Source organism: Cystobacter fuscus, assembly GCF_002305875.1.
In the GTDB taxonomy this organism is placed as follows: domain Bacteria; phylum Myxococcota; class Myxococcia; order Myxococcales; family Myxococcaceae; genus Cystobacter; species Cystobacter fuscus_A.
In genome coordinates this window covers 9,202,288-9,226,642 of the sequence record NZ_CP022098.1, presented here as the reverse complement: position 1 = coordinate 9,226,642, position 24,355 = coordinate 9,202,288, and the positions used below count along the sequence as shown (strand labels likewise).

The 24,355-nt window shown below is 70.1% G+C and carries 18 protein-coding genes; 1 reads left to right on the top strand and 17 read right to left on the bottom strand.

Annotation, left to right across the window (positions count from 1 at the left end):
- Window positions 1-334: 334 nt before the first annotated feature.
- The 17 genes from CYFUS_RS37350 to CYFUS_RS37270 all read right to left on the bottom strand — a co-directional run bounded on the left by CYFUS_RS37350 (window position 335) and on the right by CYFUS_RS37270 (window position 23,305).
- The gene (locus tag CYFUS_RS37350) at window positions 335-772 is read right to left on the bottom strand and encodes an ExbD/TolR family protein (RefSeq protein ID WP_095989541.1); all 438 of its coding nucleotides are present in this window, start codon (window positions 770-772) and stop codon (window positions 335-337) included.
- Window positions 773-774: 2 nt separating this feature from the next.
- Window positions 775-1,527, bottom strand: coding sequence for a MotA/TolQ/ExbB proton channel family protein (locus CYFUS_RS37345; RefSeq protein WP_095989540.1), 753 nt, complete (start codon window positions 1,525-1,527; stop codon window positions 775-777).
- 81 nt (window positions 1,528-1,608) lie between these two features.
- Window positions 1,609-2,826, bottom strand: coding sequence for an MxcI protein (locus tag CYFUS_RS37340; RefSeq protein WP_095989539.1), 1,218 nt, complete (start codon window positions 2,824-2,826; stop codon window positions 1,609-1,611).
- Window positions 2,827-2,859: 33 nt separating this feature from the next.
- Window positions 2,860-5,340, bottom strand: a complete 2,481-nt coding sequence (mxcH, locus tag CYFUS_RS37335) for a TonB-dependent siderophore myxochelin receptor MxcH (protein WP_232537020.1) — start codon at window positions 5,338-5,340, stop codon at window positions 2,860-2,862.
- 58 nt (window positions 5,341-5,398) lie between these two features.
- On the bottom strand, window positions 5,399-6,685 hold the full coding sequence (locus tag CYFUS_RS37330) for a 3-deoxy-7-phosphoheptulonate synthase class II (protein WP_269770169.1): 1,287 nt from the start codon (window positions 6,683-6,685) through the stop codon (window positions 5,399-5,401).
- A 50-nt stretch (window positions 6,686-6,735) separates the two neighbouring features.
- The gene (gene mxcG, locus CYFUS_RS37325; protein ID WP_095989537.1) at window positions 6,736-11,103 is read right to left on the bottom strand and encodes a myxochelin non-ribosomal peptide synthetase MxcG; all 4,368 of its coding nucleotides are present in this window, start codon (window positions 11,101-11,103) and stop codon (window positions 6,736-6,738) included.
- Between the two features lie 52 nt (window positions 11,104-11,155).
- Entirely contained in the window at window positions 11,156-12,064 is a 909-nt protein-coding gene (locus CYFUS_RS37320) for an isochorismatase family protein (RefSeq protein WP_095989536.1), read from the bottom strand.
- Window positions 12,065-12,117: 53 nt separating this feature from the next.
- On the bottom strand, window positions 12,118-13,755 hold the full coding sequence (locus CYFUS_RS37315) for a (2,3-dihydroxybenzoyl)adenylate synthase (protein ID WP_095989535.1): 1,638 nt from the start codon (window positions 13,753-13,755) through the stop codon (window positions 12,118-12,120).
- Window positions 13,752-14,972 carry an isochorismate synthase DhbC gene (dhbC, locus tag CYFUS_RS37310; RefSeq protein ID WP_095989534.1) on the bottom strand — a complete coding sequence of 407 codons (1,221 nt, stop codon included), beginning with the start codon at window positions 14,970-14,972 and terminating at the stop codon, window positions 13,752-13,754. The genes CYFUS_RS37315 and dhbC overlap by 4 nt, the downstream gene beginning before the upstream one ends.
- Before the next feature lie 32 nt (window positions 14,973-15,004).
- Entirely contained in the window at window positions 15,005-15,778 is a 774-nt protein-coding gene (locus CYFUS_RS37305) for a 2,3-dihydro-2,3-dihydroxybenzoate dehydrogenase (RefSeq protein WP_095989533.1), read from the bottom strand.
- Between the two features lie 233 nt (window positions 15,779-16,011).
- The gene (locus tag CYFUS_RS37300; RefSeq protein ID WP_095989532.1) at window positions 16,012-16,575 is read right to left on the bottom strand and encodes a ferritin-like domain-containing protein; all 564 of its coding nucleotides are present in this window, start codon (window positions 16,573-16,575) and stop codon (window positions 16,012-16,014) included.
- Between the two features lie 156 nt (window positions 16,576-16,731).
- Window positions 16,732-17,286, bottom strand: a complete 555-nt coding sequence (locus tag CYFUS_RS37295; protein ID WP_232537018.1) for a TlpA family protein disulfide reductase — start codon at window positions 17,284-17,286, stop codon at window positions 16,732-16,734.
- 11 nt (window positions 17,287-17,297) lie between these two features.
- Entirely contained in the window at window positions 17,298-18,482 is a 1,185-nt protein-coding gene (locus CYFUS_RS37290; protein WP_095989531.1) for a heparin lyase I family protein, read from the bottom strand.
- 406 nt (window positions 18,483-18,888) lie between these two features.
- Window positions 18,889-19,572: an Hpt domain-containing protein gene (locus tag CYFUS_RS37285; RefSeq protein ID WP_095989530.1), complete on the bottom strand. Its 684-nt coding sequence runs from the start codon at window positions 19,570-19,572 to the stop codon at window positions 18,889-18,891.
- Window positions 19,569-22,340: an ATP-binding protein gene (locus CYFUS_RS37280; RefSeq protein ID WP_095989529.1), complete on the bottom strand. Its 2,772-nt coding sequence runs from the start codon at window positions 22,338-22,340 to the stop codon at window positions 19,569-19,571. The genes CYFUS_RS37285 and CYFUS_RS37280 overlap by 4 nt, the downstream gene beginning before the upstream one ends.
- A gap of 34 nt (window positions 22,341-22,374) precedes the next feature.
- Window positions 22,375-22,752, bottom strand: a complete 378-nt coding sequence (locus tag CYFUS_RS37275; protein WP_095989528.1) for a response regulator — start codon at window positions 22,750-22,752, stop codon at window positions 22,375-22,377.
- Window positions 22,753-22,846: 94 nt separating this feature from the next.
- A complete protein-coding gene (locus CYFUS_RS37270; RefSeq protein ID WP_071897197.1) occupies window positions 22,847-23,305 on the bottom strand; it encodes a cyclic nucleotide-binding domain-containing protein in 459 nt (152 codons plus the stop codon).
- Window positions 23,306-23,388: 83 nt separating this feature from the next.
- Between CYFUS_RS37270 and trxB the strand changes: the two genes are divergently transcribed.
- Complete coding sequence (gene trxB / locus CYFUS_RS37265; protein WP_095989527.1) at window positions 23,389-24,348, top strand: thioredoxin-disulfide reductase; 960 nt, start codon at window positions 23,389-23,391, stop codon at window positions 24,346-24,348.
- Window positions 24,349-24,355 lie beyond the last annotated feature (7 nt).

Here is a 24,355-nt window from a genome sequence, read left to right as displayed (position 1 = left end):
CCTGGGCGGGCTCGGCGGGCGGGGGCTCGGGGGCACGTCGCGCGGAGGCGCCTTCGCGGGCGCGGGGGCGCGGGCCACCCGGGGGGCGGGTGTCGGCGGAGGAGCCGGCGGAGGCGGGGTGGGAGGCGCTGGGGGTTGCAGGTCCACCACGTGCTCCACCTTGATGGATGGCTTGGGCTCGACGCGGGGGGCGGGCGTCGGCGTCGAGGGCCAGGCTCGCCAGGCGAGCACCCCCGCGGCGCCATGAAGAGCCACCGTCGCGAGGACGGCGCCCGCGAGGATGCCCGGCGGCCTCGTCCGCACGGGGCCCAGGATGATGGACGCGATGCTCTCCTCAGGGCTTCGCACGCTCGTCTCCCTCGCTCGCCGCCGGGGGCTGCACCGTGCCGAACGCCACCCGGGTGAGACCCGATTCCTTCAGCCGATCGAGCACGGAGATGACCAGCCGGTGGGGCACGGAGCCATCCGCCTGGATGACGGCTCGCAGCTCGGGGTCCCGGGCGAGCGCCTCCTGTGTTCTCTGCTTCAAGGCTTCTTCCGGTGTCACCTGTCCATCCACCCACAACTGACCGTTGGCGGTGATGGAGATGGCGAGCACCGTCTGTACCTGCTCGCTCTGGGAGGCCTGGGGCAGATCCAGCGGCAGGGCGGGGCTGTCGACGAGCTTCGTGGTGACCATGAAGATGACGAGCAGCACCAGCATGATGTCGACGAGCGGGGTGACGTTGATGCCCTCGATGATGCCGCCGCGGGGCTGGGTTCCACCGGCCATGGCTACACCACCCCTCGCGCGTGCTTGGGCTCGCGGACGCTGGCCTGGAGCGGCACGTCCGTGGGGGTGTCCTCCTCGGCGCGCTCGCCTCCGGCGCTGCCCTGCTCGCGGGCGGACAGATAGGCCAGCACGAGGTTGGTGAGGGCCTCGGCGTCCGCGAGCATGCGGGTGATGCGCCGCTGGAAGTAGTTGTAGGCGGCGACCGCGGGCAGGGCGACGCCGATGCCCACGGCGGTGGCCACCAGGGCCTCGGCGATGGCGGCCATGACGGCGTTGGAGGCGACCTGGGGCGTGTGGCCGCCCGTGCCGCTCGGCGCGTGGCCCAGCGCCTCGAAGGCCAGCAGCACGCCGATGACGGTGCCGAACAGCCCCACGAAGGGGGCGTTGTTGCCCAGCGTGCCCAGGTAGGCCAGCCGGTTCTCCAGGACGGAGCGCTCGACGGCGAGGGCGCTCTGCATGCCCTTGTCGGCGGCCATCAGCCCGCGGGGAGCGAGCCGCAGCCCGGCGCGGGCCACCATCGCGCCCAGGGACGTGCGCCCCTCGAGCTTCCCGAGCGCTCCGGCGAAGTCCCCGCTGGCCAGCGACGACTCGAGCGTCTGGGTCAATTCGCGCAAGCCGTCCTGCTTGCCCCGGAAGACGAGCCAGCGCTCGACGATGACGCCGAAGCTGGCCAGGGACAAGGCGAACAGCAACCACAACACCCAGTTGGCCCCCCACTGCACGAAGACGTTCTTGATGATTTCAACGATAGGCATCTTCGTCGTCCTTCGCCTTCAAGGCTCGCGTGGGGGGCCGTGGGGGAAACGGGGTCCTACTCTAGTCTCAAAGGATTGGGACTAGCGCAACTGGAGGAAGGAGAAGGCCAGGCCCTGGGTGGTGACCGTGGGCTTGCCCTTGTCTCCCAGCAGGTGCAGGGTCGTGGCCGTGGAGCCGGCGGCGAACTCGGAGTAGAGGATCTGATTGTCCGCCTCGTAGAGGAAGGTGCTGCCCGTGGTGGCCGGGAAGCCGTCCTGCTTCGTCGCGGTCCAGGCGCTGGTGTCCACCTTCCACCACTGCCAGCCGGCGCCGCTCGCGAGGAGGCGGGCACTGCTGAACGACGACTCGGGGGCGAGGCTCTCATCCAGCACGCGCACGTACGTCGTGCCCTGGGGGCCCGGGAGCAGGGCGCCCGTGACGGCGCCGCCCGCCAGCGAGTTCAGAGGCTTGTAGAAGGAGGTGTCGAACTGGAGCGTGTCCGGGTTGAACTTGAGCAGGCAGGGCTCCGGGTTGGTGTCGGGGCCCAGCCGGTGCGCCGCCGAGCCGTACGCTTCCGTCGCCAGGTACACCTGACCATCGGCTCCGAACACGCTGCTGTGCACGTAGCCGCACCGCTTGTCCGTCACGACGGTGGCCGTGTCGGTCCGCGTGTCGATGGAGACGACACCCGCCTGCTTGATGACGACGCCGGTCCTGGTGCGCCAGGCCACGGGCATGATGACCTGGTTCTCGCGGCGCGAGGGCGACGGCGAGAAGACGAGGCTCGCGCCCTCGACGGTCAGGCCCTCGAGCTTGATGGCCTTGATGACCGACATGTCCGTGGGGTTCCAGACGATGGCCTGGGAGGACGAGCCGTCGAAGTAGTAGGCCTTGGTCGGCGAGACGAACTGGAAGTTGCCCTGGTACTCGCCAATCGAGCTCACGCCCTGGTTGAGGAAGTCGACCTGGCCGTTCTGCTGCAGCGTCCCCTTGTCCGACAGGGTGTAGCGCGTGATGGTGGAGCCGTCATCCAGACCCACGTAGATGGAGCCCGTCTTCGCGATGCCCACGCCGAGCGCGCGGCCGGGAATGGAGAGGGCGTTGTCCAGCGAGACCGTCGTGGTCTGATCCACCTTGTCCGTCAGGACGATGTAGCTGATGGGCTCCTGACCGAGGACCTGGGTGGTAATGGCATACAGCGGCCCGGTGCCGTTGTTGGGGTTGTTCGGGGTGGGCTCCGGATCGCAGCCCGCGAGCAGGGACAGGGAGAGCGCCGTGGCGGCGAGGCACGAGGAGCGGAAGAGAGAGGTTCGATTCATGAGACTGCCTTTCTGCGGGTTGAAATCAGGGGGTCAGTGTTCCACGGTGAGCTTGGCGAAGATGCTTCGCCCGGGGCGTTGCACACCGAAGAAGTCATACGCGGGCGTGTCGGTCAGGTTCTGCACGTCGACCGTCCAGCCCATCGTCCAATTCCAGGCCCGGGTGACATAGGAAAGCGCCAGGGATTGGAGGAGCTGAGAGGGAATCTGCAGCTCGGGGTTCTCGATGCCCACGCCCTCCCATGCACGGGAGAAGGTGTGGACGTAGCGCACGTGCCAGGTGAGGGTCAGCTCGTCCCGGGCACTCATCAAGCCACTGGCCTGGAGGCGGGCGGTGCCATTGGCTTGCAGGTAGGGCCGATTGGGAATGCGCTTGCCCGTGAAGCCACCAAAGACTCCCTCGCGCGAGGTGTTGCGCAGATCCTGCCAGGTGACATTCCCATCCAGGGAGAGGTACTGCCCGGGTGACGTCCATCCGGCCGAGCCGGTGGCGCCCAGGGACCGCGCCGAGAACACGTTCTGATAGGTGAAGTAGCTCTCCCGGCCCACGAGGATGATGAGCTCATCCGCCAGCCGGCCGAAGCCCACCACGCTGGCGCGGAGCGCGCCCACGCGGGTGTCCGGGGCATCCAGCGCGAGCTCGAGATTGACGTTGTGGCTGCGCTCGGGATTCAGGTCCAGGTTGTCGGCGATGAGCGCGCCATCTCCGAAGATCTCGTCCGGGCGGGGCAGGCGGATGGCGTACTCATAGGAGGCTTTCGCGGTGAGTTCCCGGAGCAGACGCAGGCGCACGCCGTCACCCACGCCCAGGCCATGCATGTTCCGTCCGATGGGAGCGAAGGATTCATCGGGCATCAGCCGCTGGGCATCCGCCACCTGGAGGTAGTCCTTGAGAAAGACGATGTTCTCCAGGCGATCGTCCAGGGCGCCCAGGGTGTATTCCAGACCGCTGACCAGGGAGAGCAGGTTGCGGTTGGCGGAGAGGGGATCCACCTGTCCCAGGGCGCGCGTCCGCAGATCCTCGCCCGTGCGGCCCACCGCGGTGGGCGCGAGCGACAGGCGGAGCGTGTGCGCCGCCGTGGGGGTCCATCCGAACGTGAGCCGCGCGAAACCGGTGTGCTGGTTCACTCGCTGCTCGACGGGCCGCGAGAACAACTCTCCTGGCTGGGGCCGCGCCTGGGCGGCGCAGCTGCCCAGCCAGTTATAGAAGCACGTGCCGAGGTCATCCAGACGCGTGCGCCGCGAGACGTAGCCCGCGACCGCATCCACCGAGACTCCCCCGGACAGGAGCTGCTCGTAGCGCAGGGTGGCGCCGAGGGAGCTCTCCCCGCTGGTCGCATCCCCGTAGGGGACCGTCATGCTGGGGTTGCTCTGCAACTCCTTGTCACTCCCATTCATGAAGGCGCGCAGCAGCAGGCGCCGGGCCCAGGGCTTGTCGACGAAGCCCGCCTCGACGCTGGCCCCCCTGGCTCCATAGGCATCATGGAAGCGGTAGACCCGCCGGGGCTGCGGCCGCCCGAGCGCATCGCCGACCTTGGCGATGATGGGATAGTCATTCTGGGTGCTGTCGACAAAGGCATTGGCCCGGAGGAACAGGCCACTCGGCTCGTGCAGGTGCCGCCCGCTCACCGTGAGCCGGTGCGTGTCGAAGGAGCCCAGCTCATACGAAGCGGCGACACCCGTTCCGCGCACCTCCTGGTCCGTGACGAGCTGGACGGCGCCTCCGAGCGCATCGCTCCCGAAACGGATGGGGACGACGCCCTGGTAGATCTCCACCCGCTGCACGAGGTTGACGGGGACGTTGGCCAGCTCCGGCCCATAGCCCGCCAGCTCCAGCGGCACCCCATCCACGAAGAAGCGGATCTGCTCGTCCGTGAGTCCGGCGAGCGAGAAGCGCGCCCGGCTGCCGAGCCCTCCCGAGCGGCGCACGCTCACGCCCTCGGTGCGCGACAGCGCCTCGCCCAGGTCGGCCGCCTCGCGCTTGATGTTCTCCGTGTCCACCACCTGGACCGATTCGGCGGACCGGCGCCGGCGCTCTCCCTCGGACGGCCCCTGGACCGTGACCTCGATGGGCTCGTCCGAGCCCGCGGGCGGCGGCGGAGGGGCCGGAGGGGTGGGCTCCGGCGGCGGCTGGAATTCGTAGGTATAGAGGATGCGCGAGGGCATGGGCGTCCCGTTGCGCCGCGCCGGCTCGAAGCGCATGCGCAGCGCCGCCTCGCGCGCCGCCTCGTCGAAGCCATGCCCGGCAGGCCCCACCACCTCCGCCTGGGTGACCTGTCCCTCCGCGTCCAGCGTCAGCCGCAGGACGACCTTCGCCTCCAGACGCTCCTCGAGCGCCTCGGGCGGATAGGTGGCCTCGGCGGACTCCTTCAGCTTCGGCGCCTCGAGCGCGGGCGCCGCCGGCGCTTCCTGTGCCAGGGCTCCCCCCGTCCCCAGCAGCCCCGCCACCAGCAACGCCTTCCCCACTCCTCGGACCACCCCGCTCCACTGGCGGAATATGAAAATGGTTCTCATTCTCATTTTCGGGGCGGTGTTAGGCGTGATCCGGAGCGGTGTCAAGGAAGTTGGGGACTCAAGCGGCCTGGGCGCGAGGGGCGGGGAGGACGCGGAGGTGTTCGGCCACGAGGAAGGCGAGCTGGAGCGACTGGTCGGCGTTGAGCCGGGGATCGCAGTGGGTGTGGTAGCGCAGGGGGAGGTCGCTCTCGGTCACCTCGCACGAGCCGCCCAGGCACTCGGTGACGTCCTGTCCCGTCATCTCCAGGTGGAAGCCACCGGGGTGGACGCCCTCGGCGGAGGCAACCTGGATGAAGGTGCGCACCTCCGAGAGGATGCGGTCGAAGGGCCGCGTCTTGTAGCCGTTGCTCGCCTGCAGGGTGTTGCCGTGCATCGGATCCGTGGCCCAGACGACGGGGCGGCCGTCGCGGCGGGTCGCGGCCATGAGCCGGGGCAGGCGCTCGGCGATCTTGTCCGCGCCGAAGCGGCCGATGAGCGTCAGCTTGCCGGGGATGGCCTCGGGGTTGAGCACGTCCATCAGCCGCAGCAGATCGTCCGGCTCCATCGTGGGGCCGCACTTGAGGCCAATGGGGTTCTGGAGGCCGCGCATGAACTCCACGTGCCCACCGTCGAGCTGCCGCGTCCGCTCGCCGATCCACAGCATGTGGGCCGAGGCGTCGTACCACCCGCCCGTGGAGGGCTCGAGGCGCGTCTGGGCCTCCTCCACGTTGAGCAGCAGGGCCTCGTGGCTGGTGTAGACGTCGCGCGGATCCAGGCTCGGATTCTGCCGCTCGGGGTGTGCGCTTCCCCAGCGCCGGAGCGCCTCCTGGTCCGCATGGCGCTCCTGGGCGAAGGCGCGCACGATCTCCATCGTGTCCGCGCATTGCCGCCAGGCGAGCAGCAGACGCTCGGGGTCCGGCGTGCGCTCGGCGAGCGTGAAGGCCATGCCGTTGATGTTGTCGCCGCGGTAGGCGGGCAGGGTGATGCCGTCGCGGGTCTCCACGGGGCTGGAGCGCGGCTTGGCGAACTGGCCCGCGATGCGGCCGACGCGCACCACCGGACGGCCTCCCGCGAACGTGAGCGCCAGCGCCATCTGGAGCAGCAGGCGGAGGGTGCCGCGGATGTTGTCGGGCGAGAACTCCTTGAAGCTCTCCGCGCAGTCACCACCCTGCAGGAGGATCGCCTTGCCCTCGGCGACCTGGCCGAGCGCGTCCCTCAGACGGCGGGTCTCCTCGGGGGACACCAGGGAGGGCAGCCGGGACATCTCCTCCTCGACCCGCGCCAGCGCACGGGGATTCGGATAGTCGGTGGGCATGTGCTTGAGGGGCCTGTCCCTCCAGGAGCGAGGAGTCCAATTTCGATTCATCACGGGAGCGCCATTACCAGGGTGAGGACGGGATGAAGAGGGCGAGGGAATCATGGGCGTGGCAGGAGTCCGCGTGCCACGCAGTCATTCAGATAGCGGTCCATCAGGGCACGGTCGGGGGAGGGGCAGGAGATACCGCTATCGGCGAGGCTTCGGGTCAACTGTTCGCAACGGATGTGTCCCAGGCCAAAGGCCGCATCCGCCGAGCCCGCGCGCAGATCGAAGAACGCCATCGTGGCGCTGTTGTCCGCGGAGTCCGCGCGCCGGGCGAGACGCTCCCTCCATTCGGGGAGGGAGCACGAGTCCACCCGGTAGCCGTACGCGCGCACCCACTGGAACACGTCGCTCAAGCGCACGTCCGGGTGGGGGGCGAGGTTGAACACCGGTCCGCTCCGGGGCACCAGGGACAGGCGCACGATGGCGCGCGCCACGTAGTCCACCGGGGTCCACGTCTCGTGGACGTCCATCTGGGGAAGCACGCCCGCGGGGATGCCGGCCAGCAGGATGCGCCAGACCAGATCCTGCGGATTGACGATGCCCGTGCTGGACGCGCCCACCACGCGGCCCAGGCGGTAGACGGCCACCGGCAGACCGCGCTCGCCGGCCTGCTGCACGAGTCGCTCGGCGATCCACTTGCTGCGCTGGTAGCCGTCGAGCAGCCCCGGGTGGGCGGGGACGAAGTCCTCGGGGACCTCGGGCTGGAGGTTCGACGGGGGGGCCACCGCGAGCGTCGAGACGTAGTGCAGGGGCTTGGGCCGCACGGCGGCGGCCAGCCGCAACAGCTCGCGCGTGCCGCCCACGTTCACCGCCTTCAGGCTGCCGTACTCGCGCACGACGCTGACCACCGCGGCGTTGTGGTAGACGACGTCGCACTCGGCGGCCAGTCCGTGGAAGCGCGTGGCGCCCAGCCCCAGCCAGGGCTGGCTCAGGTCCGCCGGCAGCGCGAGCACCCGCTCGGCGAGGCCGTCGGTGGCGAGCCCCTGGCCCACCAGCGCCGTGCGGATGCGCTCCATCGCCTGCGCCTCGTCCCGGGCGCGTACCAGGCAGACGATTCGCGCATGCGTCTGGCGCAGCAACTGGTCGAGCAGGTGCGCGCCCACGAAGCCGGTGGCGCCCGTCAGCAGCACCTGCCGCGGCGGCGCCTGGGACACGGGGTTCTTGTCATGGGCGAGCGTCCTGGGGACGATCTCCTCGGGCAGCTCGGCGTCGGCGAGCATGGCGGCGGTGAGGCCACCGGCCTGGGCCTGGGGGCCCGAGCCGTGCTCCAGCGCCTGGGCCAGCCCCGCGGCGGTCGGATGGCGGAACACCGTGGCGACGGGCACCTCGCGGCCCAGGGCCACGCCGAGCCGGTTGGCCACCTGGATGCTCTGCAGCGATTGTCCGCCCAGCTCGAAGAAGTCGTCCTGGGTCGTCACCCCGCTCACGCCCAGCACCTGCTCCCAGATGCGGAGGATCTCCCGCTCCAGATCGGTGGCGGCGTCGGCGGCCGTCGTGCTCTCCTCGGTGGCCATCTTCCGGCGCAGCTCGGCGCGGTCCACCTTGCCATTCGAGGTGCGCGGCAGCCGCTCGGAGAAGACGAAGGCCCCAGGCACCATGGGCGCGGGCAGGACTCCCAGCAGGTGACGGCGCAGCTCCGCCGCCGTGGGCGCGGGCGAGGTGGCGACGACGTGCGCGCACAACCGCCGCGTGCCTCCCGGCAGGATCTGGCCGACCACCGCCGCGTCCTTCACCCCCGGCAGGCCGAGCAGCACGGTTTCGATCTCGGTCGGGTCGATCCGGTGTCCGCTGATCTTGAACTCATCATCCACGCGGCCGACGAACACCAACTGTCCGTCCTCGCGCAGCCGGGCCGTGTCACCGGTGCGGTAGGCTCGCGGACGGCCGGGCAGTTGCCCGAGCACCGTGAAGCGCGCCGCGTCCAGCTCCGGACGTCCCAGGTAGCCGCGCGCGAGGCCGCCTCCCAACAGGTACAGCTCGCCCTCGGTGCCCGGAGCGGCGGGCCGCCCACTCTTGTCGAGCAGCACCGCGCTCACTCCCGGCAGCGGACGGCCGATGGGCACTTCGTCGGAGGCCTCGCCCGCCTGGGGCCCGCTGAGCGTGGCGACGGTGGCCACCACGGTGGCCTCGGTGGGGCCGTAGGTGTTGAGCAGTTGCACTCCGGCGCCCACGGCGGTGCGCCAGCGGGCGACGCGCTCGGGCAGCGCGGCCTCGCCGCCGATGATGACCGTGCGCAGGGAGGACGGCAGCGCGAGCCCGCCCGTGGAGACGCTGTAGGCCAGCTCGTGCCAGAACGCCGTGGGCAGATCCAACACGGTGATGCCGGCGGCGGTGCAGGCGTCGAGCAGCCGGGGCACGGACTGGAGCATCTCGTCGGTGCGCAGCACCAGCCTCGCGCCGGCGCACAGGGTCAGGAAGATCTCCTCCACGCTGGCGTCGAAGTGCAGCGGAGCGAATTGCAGCACCCGGTCCTCGCGGCGCACGCCGTAGCGCGCGGTCGCGCCCGCCACGAAGTGGGCCAGCGCGCTCCGGGTGATCTGCACGCCGTTGGGCTGTCCCGTCGAGCCCGAGGTGTAGATGACATACGCGAGGCGCTCCTCCTCGCTCCGGGGCTTGGACGGGGACGGCTCGCGCGAGGGCTTGTCGTTGCGCCGCACGGTCAGACCGCCTGGAGGCACCGGCTCGGCCTTGGGCTCCGGGGTCTTGGCGGTGGTGACGATCAGCGCGGGCGCGGCGTCCTCGAGGATCCCGACCGTCCGGGCCGACGGCCCGAAGGGATCGAGCGGCAGATAGCCCGCGCCAGCGAACAGCACGCCCAGGCTCGCCACGATCGCGTCGATGCTCCGGGGCACCATCACCGCCACGGGGGCGTCGGGCCGCGCTCCTTCCGCGACGAGCCGCTCCCCGAGGGCCCGGGATGCCTCGAGCAGCTCTCGGTAGCTCATGCGGTACGGTCCGTGCTCCACCGCCACCGCGTCCGGTTGCTCACGGGCGCGCTCGGCGAGCAGCTCCAGCACCGGGCGCGGGGTGCACGGCAGTGGCTCGCCCTCGATGATGGCGGAGGTTCCAGGGGAGGCGGCCTCCGTGCTCGCCGGAGCGTGGCCCTCGTGCGTGGACGAAGCCAGGGGGAGGAGCTGGGAGAGGGGCTGTTGAGGGGCCGCGCTCAGCGTGGCCAGCACCTGGAGGAAGTCACGCTGGTGGGCATCCAGCTCGGTGGCGCCGTAGCAGGCGGGGTTGGCGTCGAAGTCGATTCGCGGCCCACCGCCATCGGCGCGGGCATACACGCCGATGGACAGATCCTCCACGGGGCCGGCGGAGATGTTGTGCGCGATCCCCGGCATGCCGGCGAAGCGCAGGCCGTAGTCGAACGGCATGATGTTGACCACCGGGCCGAACAGCCGACGCTGTCCGCCCACCATCTTCAGGTCCCGGCGCAGTTGCTCGTAGCGGTAGCGCAGGTGGGGCCGGATGGCGCGCATCTCCGCCGCCACGCCCCGGGCCAGCTCGAACAGTCCCTGCTCCGACCGCACGGGCACGCGCAGCGGCACGATGTTCATCGCCATGCACGGCACGCGCAGCGCGGCCGAGCCGAGCCGAGACATCACCGGCAGGCCGAGCACCACCTCCGGTGCTCCCGTCTTCTGGTGCATCCAGGCCGCCGTGGCGGCGAGCACCAGGTCCGGCCAACCCAGGCCCTCCTTGCGCGCCGCCTCCTGGAGCCGCTCCGCCTCACCCTTCTCCAGGTGACGCGTCTGGCGCACGAAGCGGGGCGACATGGGCTCGGGCCGGGCCAGGGTCACCGGCGTGGGCCGATCCGCCAGGCGCTCCATCCAGAAGGTCCGGTCGAGCGCGTACTGCGGCCCGTTGCGATAGGCGGCGTCCTCCTCCACCACCGGGCCCAGGCGGCGGAACCCCTCCGGGGTGGGACGTCCAGACACCTTCGCGGTGTAGAGCTCCGCCACCCGCCGCGCGAGCAACGAGAAGCCGAAGCCATCCATGGCGACGTGGTGGACGCGCTGGAACCAGAAGAAGCGATCGGGCGCGGCCTGGAAGAGCGCCTGGGTGAAGAGGGGACCCTGGCGAAGATCGACCGGCCGGGAGAGGTCCGCCCACATCCACTCGAGCGCCGCCGCCCAGGGATCCCGGGCGCCGCGCAGATCGATCCGGTGCAGCTCCCACTCCGAGAGGTCCGCCACCTGGACGGGTCCCTCGGCGCCGGGCACGAAGCGCATGTGCAGCGCCTCGGCCTCCCCCACCGTCTGGCGCACCGCCGCCTCGAAGAGGGCCGCATCCACGGGCCCCTGGATCTCGATGCACTCGCCCGCGTTGTACACGGCGCTCTGGAGGTCGAACTGCTGGCCCGACCAGATGCCGTGCTGGGCCGCGGACAGCGGCAGGGTGATCTTCTGGGTGTCACTCATGATTCGGTCCTCGGGTGGAGAAAGGCGCCCGGCGCGGTGGGGGCAGAGGGGCTCAGCGCGTCGTCACGGACTCGGGCTGCCGCGAGCTCGAGGACAGCAGCGCGTACCAGTCGGTCAGCGTCGGACGCTCGGCCAGCTCCACGAAGGTGATCTCCGCGCCCTTGCGCCTCCAGCGCTCCACCAGGCTCATGATGCGGATGGAGTCGAGTCCCCGATCGAGCAGGTTCTCGTCATCGCCGAGCTCCGAGGGCGCCTGGACCAACAGCTCGGCGACCTCCTCGCGGACGCTCTGGGGGGAGAACTCCCGCGCGTCCACCGAGCCCACCGGCCCCAGCATCTCGATGACCCGGTCGGTGACGGTGGTGACGGCGCACAGCTTCGCCGCGTAGTTCAGCGCCAGCAGGTGCTGCTCGCGGGAGAAGTCGCCCAGGGCATCGGCGACGAGGAACGGCTGGATCTCGCTCATGAAGCCATCGCTGGCCGTCTGCAGGCAGCCGATGTGGGCGTAGATGCCGGTGATGATGAGCTGATCACGGCCCTTCTCCTTCAGCAGCTCCATCAGCCCCGTCCTGCGGAACGCGCTGTAGCGCCACTTGGTGAGGTGGATGTCGCCCTCGGCGGGCTTCAGCGCGTCGATGATCTGCTCCGGGCCGGGACCGGCGGCGATGCCCATGCCCCAGAAGTCCAGCAGCAGGCCGCGCTGCTCGATGCTCTGCCCGCCGGGCTGGGCGGAATACACCACGGGGATGCCCAGTGCGGCGCAGTGCTGGCGCAGCCGCTGGATGTTCGCCACCAGCTCCGTCACCGGCGACTGGCCGGCCGTGAAGGCCTTCACGAAGTGGTTCTGCATGTCGTGGATCAACAGCACCGCGCGCTTGGGATCGGGCGTCCACGACACCTTGTTCATCGGCAGCTCGGCGGCGCCGGGCATGGTGTAGGGGGCAATGGCGGGAAGGGCCATGACGTGACTCCTGGAGACTCGGAAGAGGGAAGGGGGAAGAGCGTGTCGAGGGGCTAGGTCCTGGAGCCCAGGCGGGCGGCGAGCGCTCCGCGCAGGTCCTTCTTGCTGACCTTGCCCACGCCGGTCTGGGGGAACGCGTCGACGAACTCGATGCGGTCCGGAATCTTGAAGGCCGCCAGTCCGCGCGAGCGCAGGAATGCGTTGAGCGCGGCGGGGGTGGGGGGCGTCTTCTCGCGCGGGATGATGAACGCGCAGGTGCGCTCGCCGAGGAACGTGTCCGGCATGGCGACCACTGCCACGTTGTGCACCGCGGGGTGCGCCAGCAGGTGGTTCTCCACCTCCTCGGCCGCGACCTTGTCCCCGCCCCGGTTGATCTGATCCTTCGCGCGTCCCTCCACCACCAGGTCGCCCTGGGGAGTCACCCGCACGAGGTCTCCCGTGCGGTAGAAGCCGTCGGTGGTGAAGGCCCGCGCGTTGTGGACCTCGGCCTTGTAGTAGCCCCGGATGGTGTAGGGGCCGCGCGTCAGCAGGTGGCCCGTCTCGCCCGGAGCGACGTCGCGGTCCTCATCGTCCACCACGCGGATCTCGTCGGCGGGGGAGATGGGGCGGCCCTGCGTGGTGGAGATGCGCTCCTCGTCATCGTCCAGCCGGGTGTAGTTGACCAGGCCCTCGGCCATGCCGAACACCTGCTGGAGCGTGCACCCGAAGGTGGGACGCACCCGCTTCGCGGCCTCGTCGCTGAGCCGGGCCCCGCCCACCTGGAGTACCCGCAGACTCGACAGGTCATGCCGCCGCGCCTGGGCGGCCTCCAGCCAGATCATCGCCAGCGGGGGCACGAGCGCGGTGATCGTCACCTTCTCGCGCGCGATGAGGGGGAAGGCCTCGTCGGGGCTGGGGTTGAGCGCCATCACCACCGTGCCGCCCGCGTACAGCGTGCCGAGCGTGCCCGGCGAGCTGAGCGGGAAGTTGTGCGAGGCGGGCAGCGCGCACAGGTACACGCTGTCCCCGTCGAGCTGGCAGATCTCCACGCTGCCCAGCAGGCTGTAGATGTAGTCGTCGTGCGTGCGCGGAATGAGCTTGGGCACGCCCGTGCTTCCGCCCGAGAGCTGGAAGAAGGCCACGTCGCTCGGGGCCGGGCCGGACAGCGCCACGGGCTCGGCGTACAGCCCGCTCAGTGCCTGGAACGGACCCGCGTCTCCCACGACGATCACATGCCGCAGCGTGGGCACCGAGCCGCGCACCTGCTCGGCCAGCGTGCGGTAGTCGAAGCCCGAGTGCTTGTCGGGGATGATGTAGGCGACCGCCTCGGTGAACTCGCAGAAGTAGCCGATCTCCGCCTGGCGGTGCGCCGGCAGGGCGAACACGGGCAGCGCGCCCAGGCGGAACAGCGCGAAGATCACCTCGAGGAACGCGCCGATGTTGGGCAGTTGCACCACCACCCGATCCCTCGGACGGATGCCCAGGGCATGGAAGCCGGCGGCGAGCTGGTCCACGCGGGTGTCGAGTTCCCGGTAGCTCAGGCGCTGCGTCCCGGCGATGAGCGCCAGGCGCTCGGGGTGGCGCGTGGCGCGATCCCGGAGCAACTGGCCGAACGTCTCGCCGCGCCAGTAGCCCGCCTCGCGGTAGCGCGCGGCGAACTCCTCGGGCCACGGGGTGAAGCCCGGCAGGATGTCCTTGCCGGCCACGCTCACGGCTGCACCTCGGCGCCCTGCCCGAGCCCCATGGCCTGGAGCATGGTGCGGAACTTCGCCTCGGTCTCGGCCAGCTCGGACTCGGGCGTGGAGCCCACCACGATGCCCGCGCCCGCGAAGAGCCGCAGCGTGCGCTCGTCCGCCTCGGCGCAGCGGATGGTCACCGCCCACTGGCCGTCACCCGTCGCGTCGCACCAGCCCACCGTGCCCGTGTAGAAGCCGCGATCGAACGGCTCGATGGAGCCGATGGCCTCGTGTGCCAGCCGGGTCGGGAAGCCGCACACCGCGGGCGTGGGGTGCATCGCCGCGGCCAGGGTGAGCGAGGAGATGGAGGGATCCTTCAGCTCGCCGCTGATGCGGCTGGACAGGTGCCACATGGTGGGCGTGTGGATGAGCGAGGGGCCCGCGGGCACGTCCAGCGTCTTGCAGTACGGCCGCAGGGCCTCGGCCACCGCGTCGATCACCACCGCGTGCTCGTGGAGATCCTTCGGGGAGGCCATCAGGGCGGAGGCGCGCCGCTGGTCCTCGACGGGATCGGCGCTGCGCGCGGCCGAGCCCGCGAGCGGGTTGGCGAGCACCTGGAGTCCGGAGCGCGACACGAGCAGCTCGGGGCTGGCGCCGATGAGCGTGCGGCGGCCGCCACCAGAGGTGCCGGGCTGGGCGGGCAGGTCCACCGCGAAGGTGTAGCCCGCGGTGTTGCGCTGGGCGAGGTTGCGCAGCAGTTGGGTCAGGTCGATGGGGGTGGGGGTGTCCAGGTGCAGCGAGCGCGAGAGGACGACCTTGCGCAGGGGGCTGCTGCGCATCAGCTCCAGGGCCTGGGCGACGCCGTGCAGGTAGGCGGCGGGCTCGGGCACGGGGCGCACCGTGTAGCGCGCGGTGGAGGAGGGGCGCGCGGGCGAGGCCGTGTCGAACGAGAGGGGCCCGCCGCGCTGGAACGTCATGGGCACCACCAGGTGCGAGGACAGCGAGCCGTCGAAGGGCACCGCGCCCACCACCACGGGGATGTCATGCCCGGCGTTGCGCGCCTCGTTGAGGACCGTGGTCACGTGCTCGGGCAGGCGCTGGAGCGCGTCCGGGCCCTCCAGGGGCGGCACGGTGGCGAAGGTGCCGCGCGTGAGCAGGGTGCGCTTGGGCGAGGCGAAGAAGAACGAGGAACCCGCTTCGTAGCTGTCGAGCAGTTGGGTCGCCAGCGTCTGGGTCATGGGACGTTCGGACATGGGGGTCTCCTTGTGGGATGCGGACATGGCGCCTAGGCGCCCAGGGTGGCGCCGCCATCGACACACAAGTCGTGCAGCGTGATGTGGCGGGCGCGCTCGGACACGAGGAAGGCCACCGCCTCGGCGATGTCCTCCGGCGTGGCGATGCGGCGCAGGGGGATGCCCACGCGGAACGTCTCGGGCGCGCCGGCGATGACCGCTTTCGCGCCGTTCTCGTCCGACCACAGCAAGCGCTGCATCTCCGTGTCGGTGGAGCCCGGGGACACCACGTTGCAGCGGATGCCGTGCTGGGCCAGCTCCAGGCCGAGGCACTTGGTGAACATGGTCGAGGCGGCCTTGGAGGCGGCGTAGGCGGCCATCTGCATGCGCGGCACGCTCGAGGCGTTGGAGCCCACGGTGACGATGGCGCCCGACTTGCGCGGCACCATGCGCCGGGCCACCGCGCGCGAGACGTGGAACACGCCGTGGGTGTTGACCGCGAACGTGGTCGCCCAGTCCGCGTCGCTGAAGCCCACCACCGGGCCCATGCGCAGCACGCCCGCCACGTTGACCAGGGTGGTGATGGGCCCCAGCTCGTGCTCGATGCGCTCCACCACCGCCTCCACGGCGGCCGCGTCACTCACGTCCGCCACGTAGGCCTCGGCCCGGCGATCCCGCTCGCGCAGCCCCTCCACCAGCGCCTCCAACCCCGCCTGCTTCGTGTCGAGCGCCGCGATCGTGGCCTCACCCGCCAGCGCGCGGGCCACCGCCGCCCCAATGCCTTGCGCCGCTCCCGTCACCAGCGCCACCTGGGCTCTCGTCCCCATCCGAATTCTCCTCGTGAGAACTTGATAATGAGAATGGTTCTCATTATCGTTTTCGGGGCAGTCTCCTCCCACGTCTTGACGTGGCTTGTCAAGAGGCGGATGTCTGGGTTGGGATTGAAGAGGAGACCTGAGAGGTCATCCCTCGCCCTTCCGGGTGGAAGGAGGGAGGGACGCGCGAGGTCATGTCCGCGAGGCGCACGAGGCGCCCCGGGCACGAAGGGGTTCAAAGGGTTTCAGCTGTTGAGCATCGGGTGGCCCTGGTGCGCGACGAGCAGGTCATGCATGTCGTTGGCGTGCTCCTCCTCCTTGGCGAGGATCTCCTCCAACAGGCGCCGGGTGGTCGGGTCATGGTTGGCGAAGTAGCGGATCATCTCCTGGTAGGTCTGGATGGCGATGCGCTCGGCGATCAGATCCTCGCGGATCATCTCCACCAGGTTCTTGCCCTGGATGAACTGGCTCGCGCTGCGTGACAGCAGGCCCTCGGGGTTGAAGTTGGCTTCGCCACCCAATTGACTGATGCGCTCGGCAAGCAGCATGGCGTGGTCGTTCTCCTCCCTCGCGTGCTCGAGGAACTCCGCCTTCACCGACTCGCTGTTGATGCCTTGCGCGGCGACGGCGTGCGAGCTGTAGCGCAGCACGCACACGAGTTCGGTGGCCAGCGCCTCGTTGAGCACCTTGATGGTGACCTGCACATCCCCCTCGTAGTCCTGGGTGAGGGCACCTCTGTCCAGGTGCTCGCGTGCCCGGCGGCGGATCTCCGTGATGTCGGTCAGGAATGGTTGGGAATTGTCGGACATGGTGGGCCTCCCTTGATGAACCTGGGGACTGCTCCATCATGTTGAGCACGGCGCCCCGCAACACCCATCCCGGGGTGAGCATTCAAGAGGGCGCGAGGATCGCTCGGCCTCCCCCTCACCAGGCGGCCAGTCAGGCGGTGCGTGGGGCCCTGGCCTTCACAGCCACAGGCGCCAGAGCAATCCCAGTCGCGTGGTGTAGCCGACGGAGGCGCGCTCGATGTGGCCTTCGGCGGAGATGAAGAAGGTGGTGGGGAACTGCTCGAGGGTGAAGGCGCGCATCGCCTCGGAGCCGCCGAGCAGCACGGGGTAGTCCACGGCCTGCTCCCGGGCGAAGCGGTGCACGTCCGCTTCGTCCTCGTAGGCCACCGCCACGGACATTACCCGGGCGGAGTTGCCCACCATGCCCTGGAGCGCGGAGAGGGTGGAGGACTCGGCCTTGCACACCCCGCACCACGGAGCCCAGAAGGAGAGCACCACGGGCTTGCCCCGGAGCGAGGACAGGCGCACCGGCTCGCCGCCGGACAGGGGGCGCAGCAGCAGGTCCGGCGCGGGCGCCCCCGTGGGCAGGTGGCGCGTCTGCCAGAGGGACACCCCGGTGAGGAGCAGCGCCAGCAGCAGCACGTCCATGAGCAGGCGCGCCCACGCGGGGCGGCGCAGCCGGTGCCACAGCCGCCCGAGTCGTGTACCTGGTGCCCGCTGCTCGTCGTCCATCGCGGGGGCGACTAGAGCACGTCCTGGAGGCCGCGGGCCATCATCCAGTTGTCATGGTAGACGACGCCCGTGGGCGCGACGGTGTCGCTGCGGTACAGCCCCACCTTCAGGTAGTTGACCTGTCCGGAGAACTGGGTGGCGATGGAGCGCTTGGGCAGCACGAGCTGGCCGTCGTAGTACAGCTCGACGAAGCCCTCGCTGGCGCTGGCGGACCACTTCACGTGGAAGATGAAGTCGTGCCACTTGCCGCGCACCAGCGGCGTCTTCCAGACGATGACTCCCGGGCTGCCGCCGATGTTCAGCCGCACCTCCTCGCTGTACACGTAGAACTCCACGGGGGGCGAGCCGCTGCTGCCGTTGTGGTGCCACTGGGTGAAGAGCTGCCACGTCTTGGCGCTCGGGAAGTCCGCGGCGAACATCGTGCTCCACCGGTAGTAGTACTCCGAGCCCGAGGGCTCGTTCGTCATCTTCACCAGCTCGTTGCGGTTGCCGCTGGAGTTGATGGGATCATCCCCCTGCTTCACGGTGGCCTTGAGGGCATAGCCGCCCTGGCGCACGGGAGAGGTCACCACCGCCAGCCGGTCCGCGCTCACCATCTGCTCCCTGTCCCACTGCGAGCGATCCTTCGTCTCGAAGTCCGCCTTCCACACCACGCCGGAGGCGGTGGCCGGGCCGGCGCACACGCGCGCCTCGGCGATGCTCGCCCACTCGTTGAGGGTGTTGCCCTGGAAGGTGATGCGCAGGCGGCGCGAGGTCAGAGCGCTGAAGGTGTACGTCTCCGCCGCCGCCGTCGTGCCGGTGCTCTTGCCCGAGTAGACCTGCGTGTAGTTCATCCCGTCCGGGGAGACGGAGAGCGTGAAGGTATTGGCGCGCAGGTTCCCCTCGTGCCACGCGATCGCCACGCCCTGCATGCTCTTGAGCGAGCCCAGGTCGTAGTCGATCCACGAGCCCTTGCCGAGGTTGCTCCAGCGCGTGCCGAGCTGGTCATCCATCGTGTTCTGCGGCCCATTTCCATCATTGCCACTGGCCAGCACCGACTGGGCCGTGAGGGGGGTGCAGTTCTGCACGACCAGCGTCGTGGAGGCATCCGCGACGTCGCTGTCGGGGGTGCCTCCGGTGTCAGGGGTATTGGGAGCGCCGCACGCGGAGACGGCGATGACAAGCAATAGATCTGCCAGCAGCAGTGTTCTTTTCACGGAGAGGCTTCCTGGGGCGGGATAAAGACAGACGGTGCGAGGCTTTTCACCCGGAGACGGGTGGGGGGACGGCGGGACGCGCCCCTCCCGTTACGTCAGGGAAGCCGTGGGGTTCCTGGCGTGCGGGAGAGGAGGACTGGATCGTTCTCGTGTGCTCCTGAGTAACGCCGGCGTGGGGACGCCTGGGATTTCGCGCGTTCTCAGCATCTCTCAAAGATATTCTCTATTCAACACGGAAATCGCTTGCCTGCCTGTTGTCCAGGCGGTCAGGAATTGGATATTCCATTGTAATAGGAGAGTTCCAATTTCATGGGCAGACGTCCGCGTCGCGCGGTGCATGGATTTTCACCGGCATTCATTCATCACGGAGTACTGAAAGGGATTGAGGGCCGCGCGGGGGGGGGGATCAGCCCTCGCCCCCGGCGAGCCGCGTGAGCTCCCGCAGCGACTCCTGCACGGCGTTCCAGTCGGGAGCCGTCCCCCGCGCCCGGGCGGACTCGAGGAGGAACTCCATGCGCCCCGCGGCGGTGCTCACCGCGTGCAAGCCGTAGGAGCCAGCGGTGCCGTGCAGCCTGTGGGCGAGCGAGGACACCTCTTCCAGGTCCGGCGCCTGGCTGGACCGGGCCCGCAGCACCGCGTCCGACAGCTCGCGCACCTTGTCGCCCAGGCGCGACAGGTACTCGGTGCGCAGGGCCGTCAGCATGGCCGCCATGTCCTCGTCCTCGGCGTTGTCCGTCAGGGAGCGACTGGGCGGTGGGGGAGGGCGGGGCACCACGGCTTCCTCCACCCAGGCGACGAGCTCCTGGGGTGCGGGGGTGTGGGCGCGCAGGTCCTTCGGGAAGGTGGAGGCGAAGAGGACGGGCAGGTGGGGATCCGCGCGGCGCAGTTCCTGGATGAGCGCCGTGTCACTCATCCCCGGAGGCAGCCGGTCCACGATGACGGCGTCCACCCGCTCGAGCGAGAGCACGGCGCGGGCCTCCGCCACGCCGAGGGCCGTCTCCACCTGGTAGCCGCGCTCGCTCAGGTAGGCGGCGACGGGCGATCGGGGCTCCCCGCCGTCCTCCAGGAAGAGGAGCTTGCGGCGAATCATGACGCCTCCTGGTGGGGCCCGTGGCCGCCCTCGTGCTCGGCCAGCAGTCCGTTGAGCAGCTCCCTCACCGAGGTCATCAGGGCCTCCTCGGTGGTGCGCGTCTTGATGTGGTGGCGGGTATGGCCGAGCGTGAGCTGGTGCTCGTCCACCGAGGACAGGTCCCTCCCGGTGAAGACGATGAGGGGCGTGCCGCGGCCCTTGCCCTGGCGCAGGATGTCCACCACCTCGAAGCCGTCCATGCGGGGCAGGCCCACGTCCAGGACGATGAGATCCGGCGGGGTGGCGCGCGCGAGCGCCACCGCGTCCTCTCCATCCTGGGCCTCGTAGCAGACGGCGCCGAGCCGCTCCAACTGGGTGCGGAGCACCTGGCGCGTGCTCACGTCGTCATCCACGAGCAGCACGCGCGCCTGGCCGGGCTGGCGTACCGCGTAGCGCACCGTGCGCAGGAAGCTCGCCTCGTCGAAGGGCTTGAGCATCCAGTCCACCAGCAGGGGCTGGACGGAGCCCTCGTGCTGCTCGGTGAGCATGATGATGGGCAGCTCCCGGGTGCGCGGCTGCTCGCGCAGCCGGCGCACGAAGTCGATCTCCCGGCCCTCGGTGTGTCGGGGATCCACCACCAGCGCGTCCGGCGCGCCCACGTCGATGAGCCGCTCGGCCTCCTCCAGCGAGGGGGTGCGCAGCACGCGGTAGCCCTCGTGGGTGAGCAGGCCGCGCATGCGGCCGGACAGCTCCGCGTCCGTGGTCACCACGAGGATGGAGTGGCGCGATTCGTCCATCACCCGCGACACGACGCCCGAGCCCGCACGCGCCGAGGGCAGCGCGAAGGAGAAGGTGGCGCCCTCGCCCGGCTCGCCGTGGACCTCGATGTGGCCGCCGTGCTGCTCGATGATGGCCTGGGAGATGGCCAGCCCCAGCCCGGTGCCGCCCTTGGTGCGCGAGTCCGAGCTGTCGATCTGCTGGAACTTGCCGAAGAGCCGGTCGCGCTTGTCCGGGGGGATGCCGGGCCCCTGGTCCTTCACGGTGAAGCGCACCTGGCCGCGGGCGTCCTGGGCGGCCGTCACCTCCACCTTGCCGTCCACGGGGGAGAACTTGATGGCGTTGGAGACGAGGTTGGTGAGCACCTGGATGAGCCGGTCCCGGTCCGCCCGCACCGTGCCGGCGCCGATGACCTGGTGGCGCAGGCGCACGCGCGCTCCATCCGCCATGGCCTGCACGCCGCCGAAGGTGGTCTCGATGACCTCGGTGCTCTCCACCGGCTGGAGCTTGAGCTCCAGCATGCCGGACTCCATCTTCTCCAGGTCGAGGATGTCGTTGATGAGGCGGATGAGGCGCTCGGTGTTGGAGCAGGCGATGCGCACCATGTCCCGCGCGGCCGCGGGAAGCTCCCCGAGGATGCCGCCATCCAGCAGGCCCAGCGAGCCGCGGATGGAGGTGAGGGGCGTGCGCAGCTCGTGGCTCACCGTGGAGACGAACTCGTTCTTCAGCCGCTCCACCTCCTGGCGCTCGGTGATGTCGCGCACGTAGGTGGTGAAGCGCGGGGGGCCCTCGCTGCGCACCCGCAGGAGCGTGAGCTCGGCGGGAAAGGTGGAGCCGTCGGTGCGCAGGGCGGGCAATTCCAGGCGCGTGGCCTGGCCCGCCACGGCGTCGGCGCGCAGGGCCCGCGTCACCGCCAGGTGCTGCTCGGGCTTCACCGACGCGGACAGGACGAGGGCGCGGAAGTCGCGACCCAGGGCCTCGGCGCCGCGCAGCCGGAAGATGTGCTCCGCGGCGGGGTTGAAGTCCAGGATGCGGCCCGCCTCGTCCAGGGTGACGATGCCGTCGAGGGCGCTCTCCAGGATGGCCGCCTTGCGCGCCTCGCTCTCGCGCAGCTCCGCGTTGGCGGTGGACAGCGCCGCGGTGCGCTCCTCCACCCGCCGCTCCAGCTCCGCGTTGAGGGTGTCGAGCGCCTCGCTCGCGCGGGTGAGGCGCCAGAGCACCTGCAGCACGAAGGCGGCGAGCAGCAGGGTGAGGACGAAGAGGACGACGCGGGAGCGCTCGGCTCGCGCCTGCGCCTGCTCGTGCACCTGGAAGTAGGTGCTGATGACCTGATCGGCCGCGGGACTGGCGGCGCGTTCCACCAGGAGTTGGAGTGTCTCCCGGGCCTCCTTCGCGCGGGCGAGCAGACCCCGGGCCTCCGCTTCCAGCTTCGCGCGCGGCGCCTCGGTGTCGGGCTGGCCGGCCAGCTCCCTCGCGAGCGCGGCGAGCGCCCCCTCCAGGTGGGGCAGGTCGCCGTCCTCCGCGCCGCCGCGGATGGCCCGCGTGAGCAGCCGGACCCGCTCGCGGGGCTCTCCTGGCGGCCGCGAGGCGGCGAGCTCGGAGGACGTCCGCTCGAGGTTCGCCTGGACCTCGTTGCGGCGCTGCTCGATCTGCCGCAGCCGTGTGTGCAGCAGCTCCTCGTCCACCAGCGCGCGCACGAAGCCGTCCAGGGCCGTGCCCAGCTTCTGCTGTTCCTCGGCCCGCAACCGGGGCGGAACGCGCCGCAGCTCCTCCACCTCGCCGCGGAGTCTGGCGAAGGACTCCGGTGGGCTGTCCACCGTGCCCGACAGACCCAGGTGGAACTGGAGCAGGTCTCGCTCCAGCGCGTTGCTCTGCACCCGGAGCTGGCGCAGCCGGAGGCGGTATTGGTCGTACTCGTTGGAGTCGAGGGGGCGGCCCAGCGCGAAGACGACGCACAGGAGCGCCAGGGCCCCCGTGGCGAGCAGGGTGCGCTGGGCGAAGCGGGCTCTCACGGCGGGAAGTTTCATCGCGCGGAGGACGGCGGGATCAGGTGGACGGCAGCAGCTTCTTGATGTCCGCGGGCAGGGTGAGCGGATTGAAGGGCTTGCCGATGACGCCCACGGCGCCCAGCTCCAGGTAGCGCGCCATCTCCTGCTTCTGGATCTTCGCCGTCATGAAGATGACGGGCGTGGCCGCGGTGGCTTCCTGGGCCCGAAGCCGGGCGAGGGTGGTGGGCCCGTCCATGCCCGGCATCATCACGTCCAGGAGGATGAGGTCGGGCCGCTCGGCGGCGGCCTTGGTCAGCGCGTCGGCCCCGGACGAGGCGAGCACCGTCTGCCAGCCGCCCACCCGGCTCAGGCTCACCTGGCCGATGGTGCGGATGTCGTCCTCATCATCCACGAGCAGGACCTTGTGAATCGTCATGGGCAACCTCCGGGCGCGAGGACGGCGCGCCAACACCCAATCATGCCCTGGCCTCGCGCCGGGGCGCTGGTGGGTGGCTGGTCGCCCCCTTGCTTCAGAACCGCGAGAGCGCCAGGAACGTCTTCATCTTCTCGTTCGACTCTCGCAGTCGCACGGACAGGGTCCGGACGAAGCTCCACAACAGCACATACGCCAGATCCTTGTCCGTGAACATCAGCTGGTCCAGCTGCTCACGTTCAATGACCCACAACGTACACGCGGTATGGGCGAACGCGTCGGCCGAGCGGGGGATGTCCTCGATGACCGACATCTCCCCGAAGTACTGGCCCTTTTCCAGGATGGCGAGCGCCTCCTCGCCCATGCCGGGCACCTGCTGGGAGATGCGCACCTTGCCCTCCAGGAGGATGAACATCTCCTTGCCCACCTCTCCCTCCCGGAACAGACAGGCGCCCGCTTCGTAGCCCCGGGGCCGGGCGATCGCCGCCACCCGGTGGAGTTGACTGTGGGTGAGGCCCTCGAAGAGCGCAACCTTCTTGAGGAGCAAGGCATCCATGGTGTCGCAGCTTCGTACCATGACCGGAGGGGCTCTGGTACGGTGGCAACCCCTTTCCCTTCGAGAAACAGGAGCGACGACCCGTGGCGGAGAAGATCAACAAGGTGACCATCATCGGCTCGGGGCCCGCGGGCTACACCGCGGCCATCTATGCCGCGCGCGCCAACCTGCAGCCGGTCATGTTCGCCGGTGGCCCCACGCTCGAGGACGCGCAGCGCGTGCCCGGCGGTCAGCTCATGGTCACCACCGAGGTGGAGAACTATCCGGGTTTTCCCACGGGCATCACCGGGCCGGAGCTGATGGATCATTTCCAGAAGCAGGCCGAGCGCTTTGGCACCGTCATCCACATGGAGAACGTGGTGAAGGTGGACCTGTCCAAGCGCCCCTTCTTCATCCAGGGCGAGTCGGTGAGCTGTTACTCGGAGACCGTCATCATCGCCACCGGGGCGAGCGCCAAGTGGCTGCACGTCAAGGGCGAGGACCAGTACAAGAATCGGGGCGTGTCCGCGTGCGCCACGTGCGACGGGGCCTTCTTCAAGAACCAGGACGTGCTGGTGGTGGGTGGTGGCGACACCGCCATGGAGGAGGCCACGTACCTGGCGAAGATCGTCAAGAGCGTCACCGTCGTCCACCGGCGTGACTCCCTGCGCGCCTCGAAGGTGATGCAGGACCGGGCGTTGAAGAACCCGAAGATCTCCTTCATCTGGGACAGCGCCGTCGAGGAGGTGCTGGGCAACGAGCGCGGAATGACGGCCGCCGTGGTGCGCAACCTCAAGACGGGCGACGCGCGGCAGGTGGAGGCCTCGGGCCTGTTCGTGGCCATCGGGCACACGCCCACCACGAACCTGTTCCAGGGCGTGCTGGAACTGCACCCCTCGGGCTACCTCAAGACGGTGCCCGGCAGCACCCGCACGTCGCTGCCCGGGGTGTTCGCTTGTGGCGACGTGCAGGACAGCTATTACCGCCAGGCCATCACCGCCGCGGGCTCGGGCTGCATGGCCGCCATCGACGCGGAGCGCTGGCTCATCGAGGAAGGCGCCTGAGCCCCTC

Bases quoted from the DNA above. Each gene is read 5' to 3' on its own strand.
- CYFUS_RS37350 (WP_095989541.1), bottom strand. From the start codon at position 772: ATGGCCGGTGGAACCCAGCCCCGCGGCGGCATCATCGAGGGCATCAAC.
- CYFUS_RS37345 (WP_095989540.1), bottom strand. From the start codon at position 1,527: ATGCCTATCGTTGAAATCATCAAGAACGTCTTCGTGCAGTGGGGGGCC.
- CYFUS_RS37340 (WP_095989539.1), bottom strand. From the start codon at position 2,826: ATGAATCGAACCTCTCTCTTCCGCTCCTCGTGCCTCGCCGCCACGGCG.
- mxcH (WP_232537020.1), bottom strand. From the start codon at position 5,340: ATGAGAACCATTTTCATATTCCGCCAGTGGAGCGGGGTGGTCCGAGGA.
- CYFUS_RS37330 (WP_269770169.1), bottom strand. From the start codon at position 6,685: ATGAATCGAAATTGGACTCCTCGCTCCTGGAGGGACAGGCCCCTCAAG.
- mxcG (WP_095989537.1), bottom strand. From the start codon at position 11,103: ATGAGTGACACCCAGAAGATCACCCTGCCGCTGTCCGCGGCCCAGCAC.
- CYFUS_RS37320 (WP_095989536.1), bottom strand. From the start codon at position 12,064: ATGGCCCTTCCCGCCATTGCCCCCTACACCATGCCCGGCGCCGCCGAG.
- dhbC (WP_095989534.1), bottom strand. From the start codon at position 14,972: ATGTCCGAACGTCCCATGACCCAGACGCTGGCGACCCAACTGCTCGAC.
- CYFUS_RS37305 (WP_095989533.1), bottom strand. From the start codon at position 15,778: ATGGGGACGAGAGCCCAGGTGGCGCTGGTGACGGGAGCGGCGCAAGGC.
- CYFUS_RS37300 (WP_095989532.1), bottom strand. From the start codon at position 16,575: ATGTCCGACAATTCCCAACCATTCCTGACCGACATCACGGAGATCCGC.
- CYFUS_RS37295 (WP_232537018.1), bottom strand. From the start codon at position 17,286: ATGGACGACGAGCAGCGGGCACCAGGTACACGACTCGGGCGGCTGTGG.
- CYFUS_RS37285 (WP_095989530.1), bottom strand. From the start codon at position 19,572: ATGATTCGCCGCAAGCTCCTCTTCCTGGAGGACGGCGGGGAGCCCCGA.
- CYFUS_RS37275 (WP_095989528.1), bottom strand. From the start codon at position 22,752: ATGACGATTCACAAGGTCCTGCTCGTGGATGATGAGGACGACATCCGC.
- CYFUS_RS37270 (WP_071897197.1), bottom strand. From the start codon at position 23,305: ATGGATGCCTTGCTCCTCAAGAAGGTTGCGCTCTTCGAGGGCCTCACC.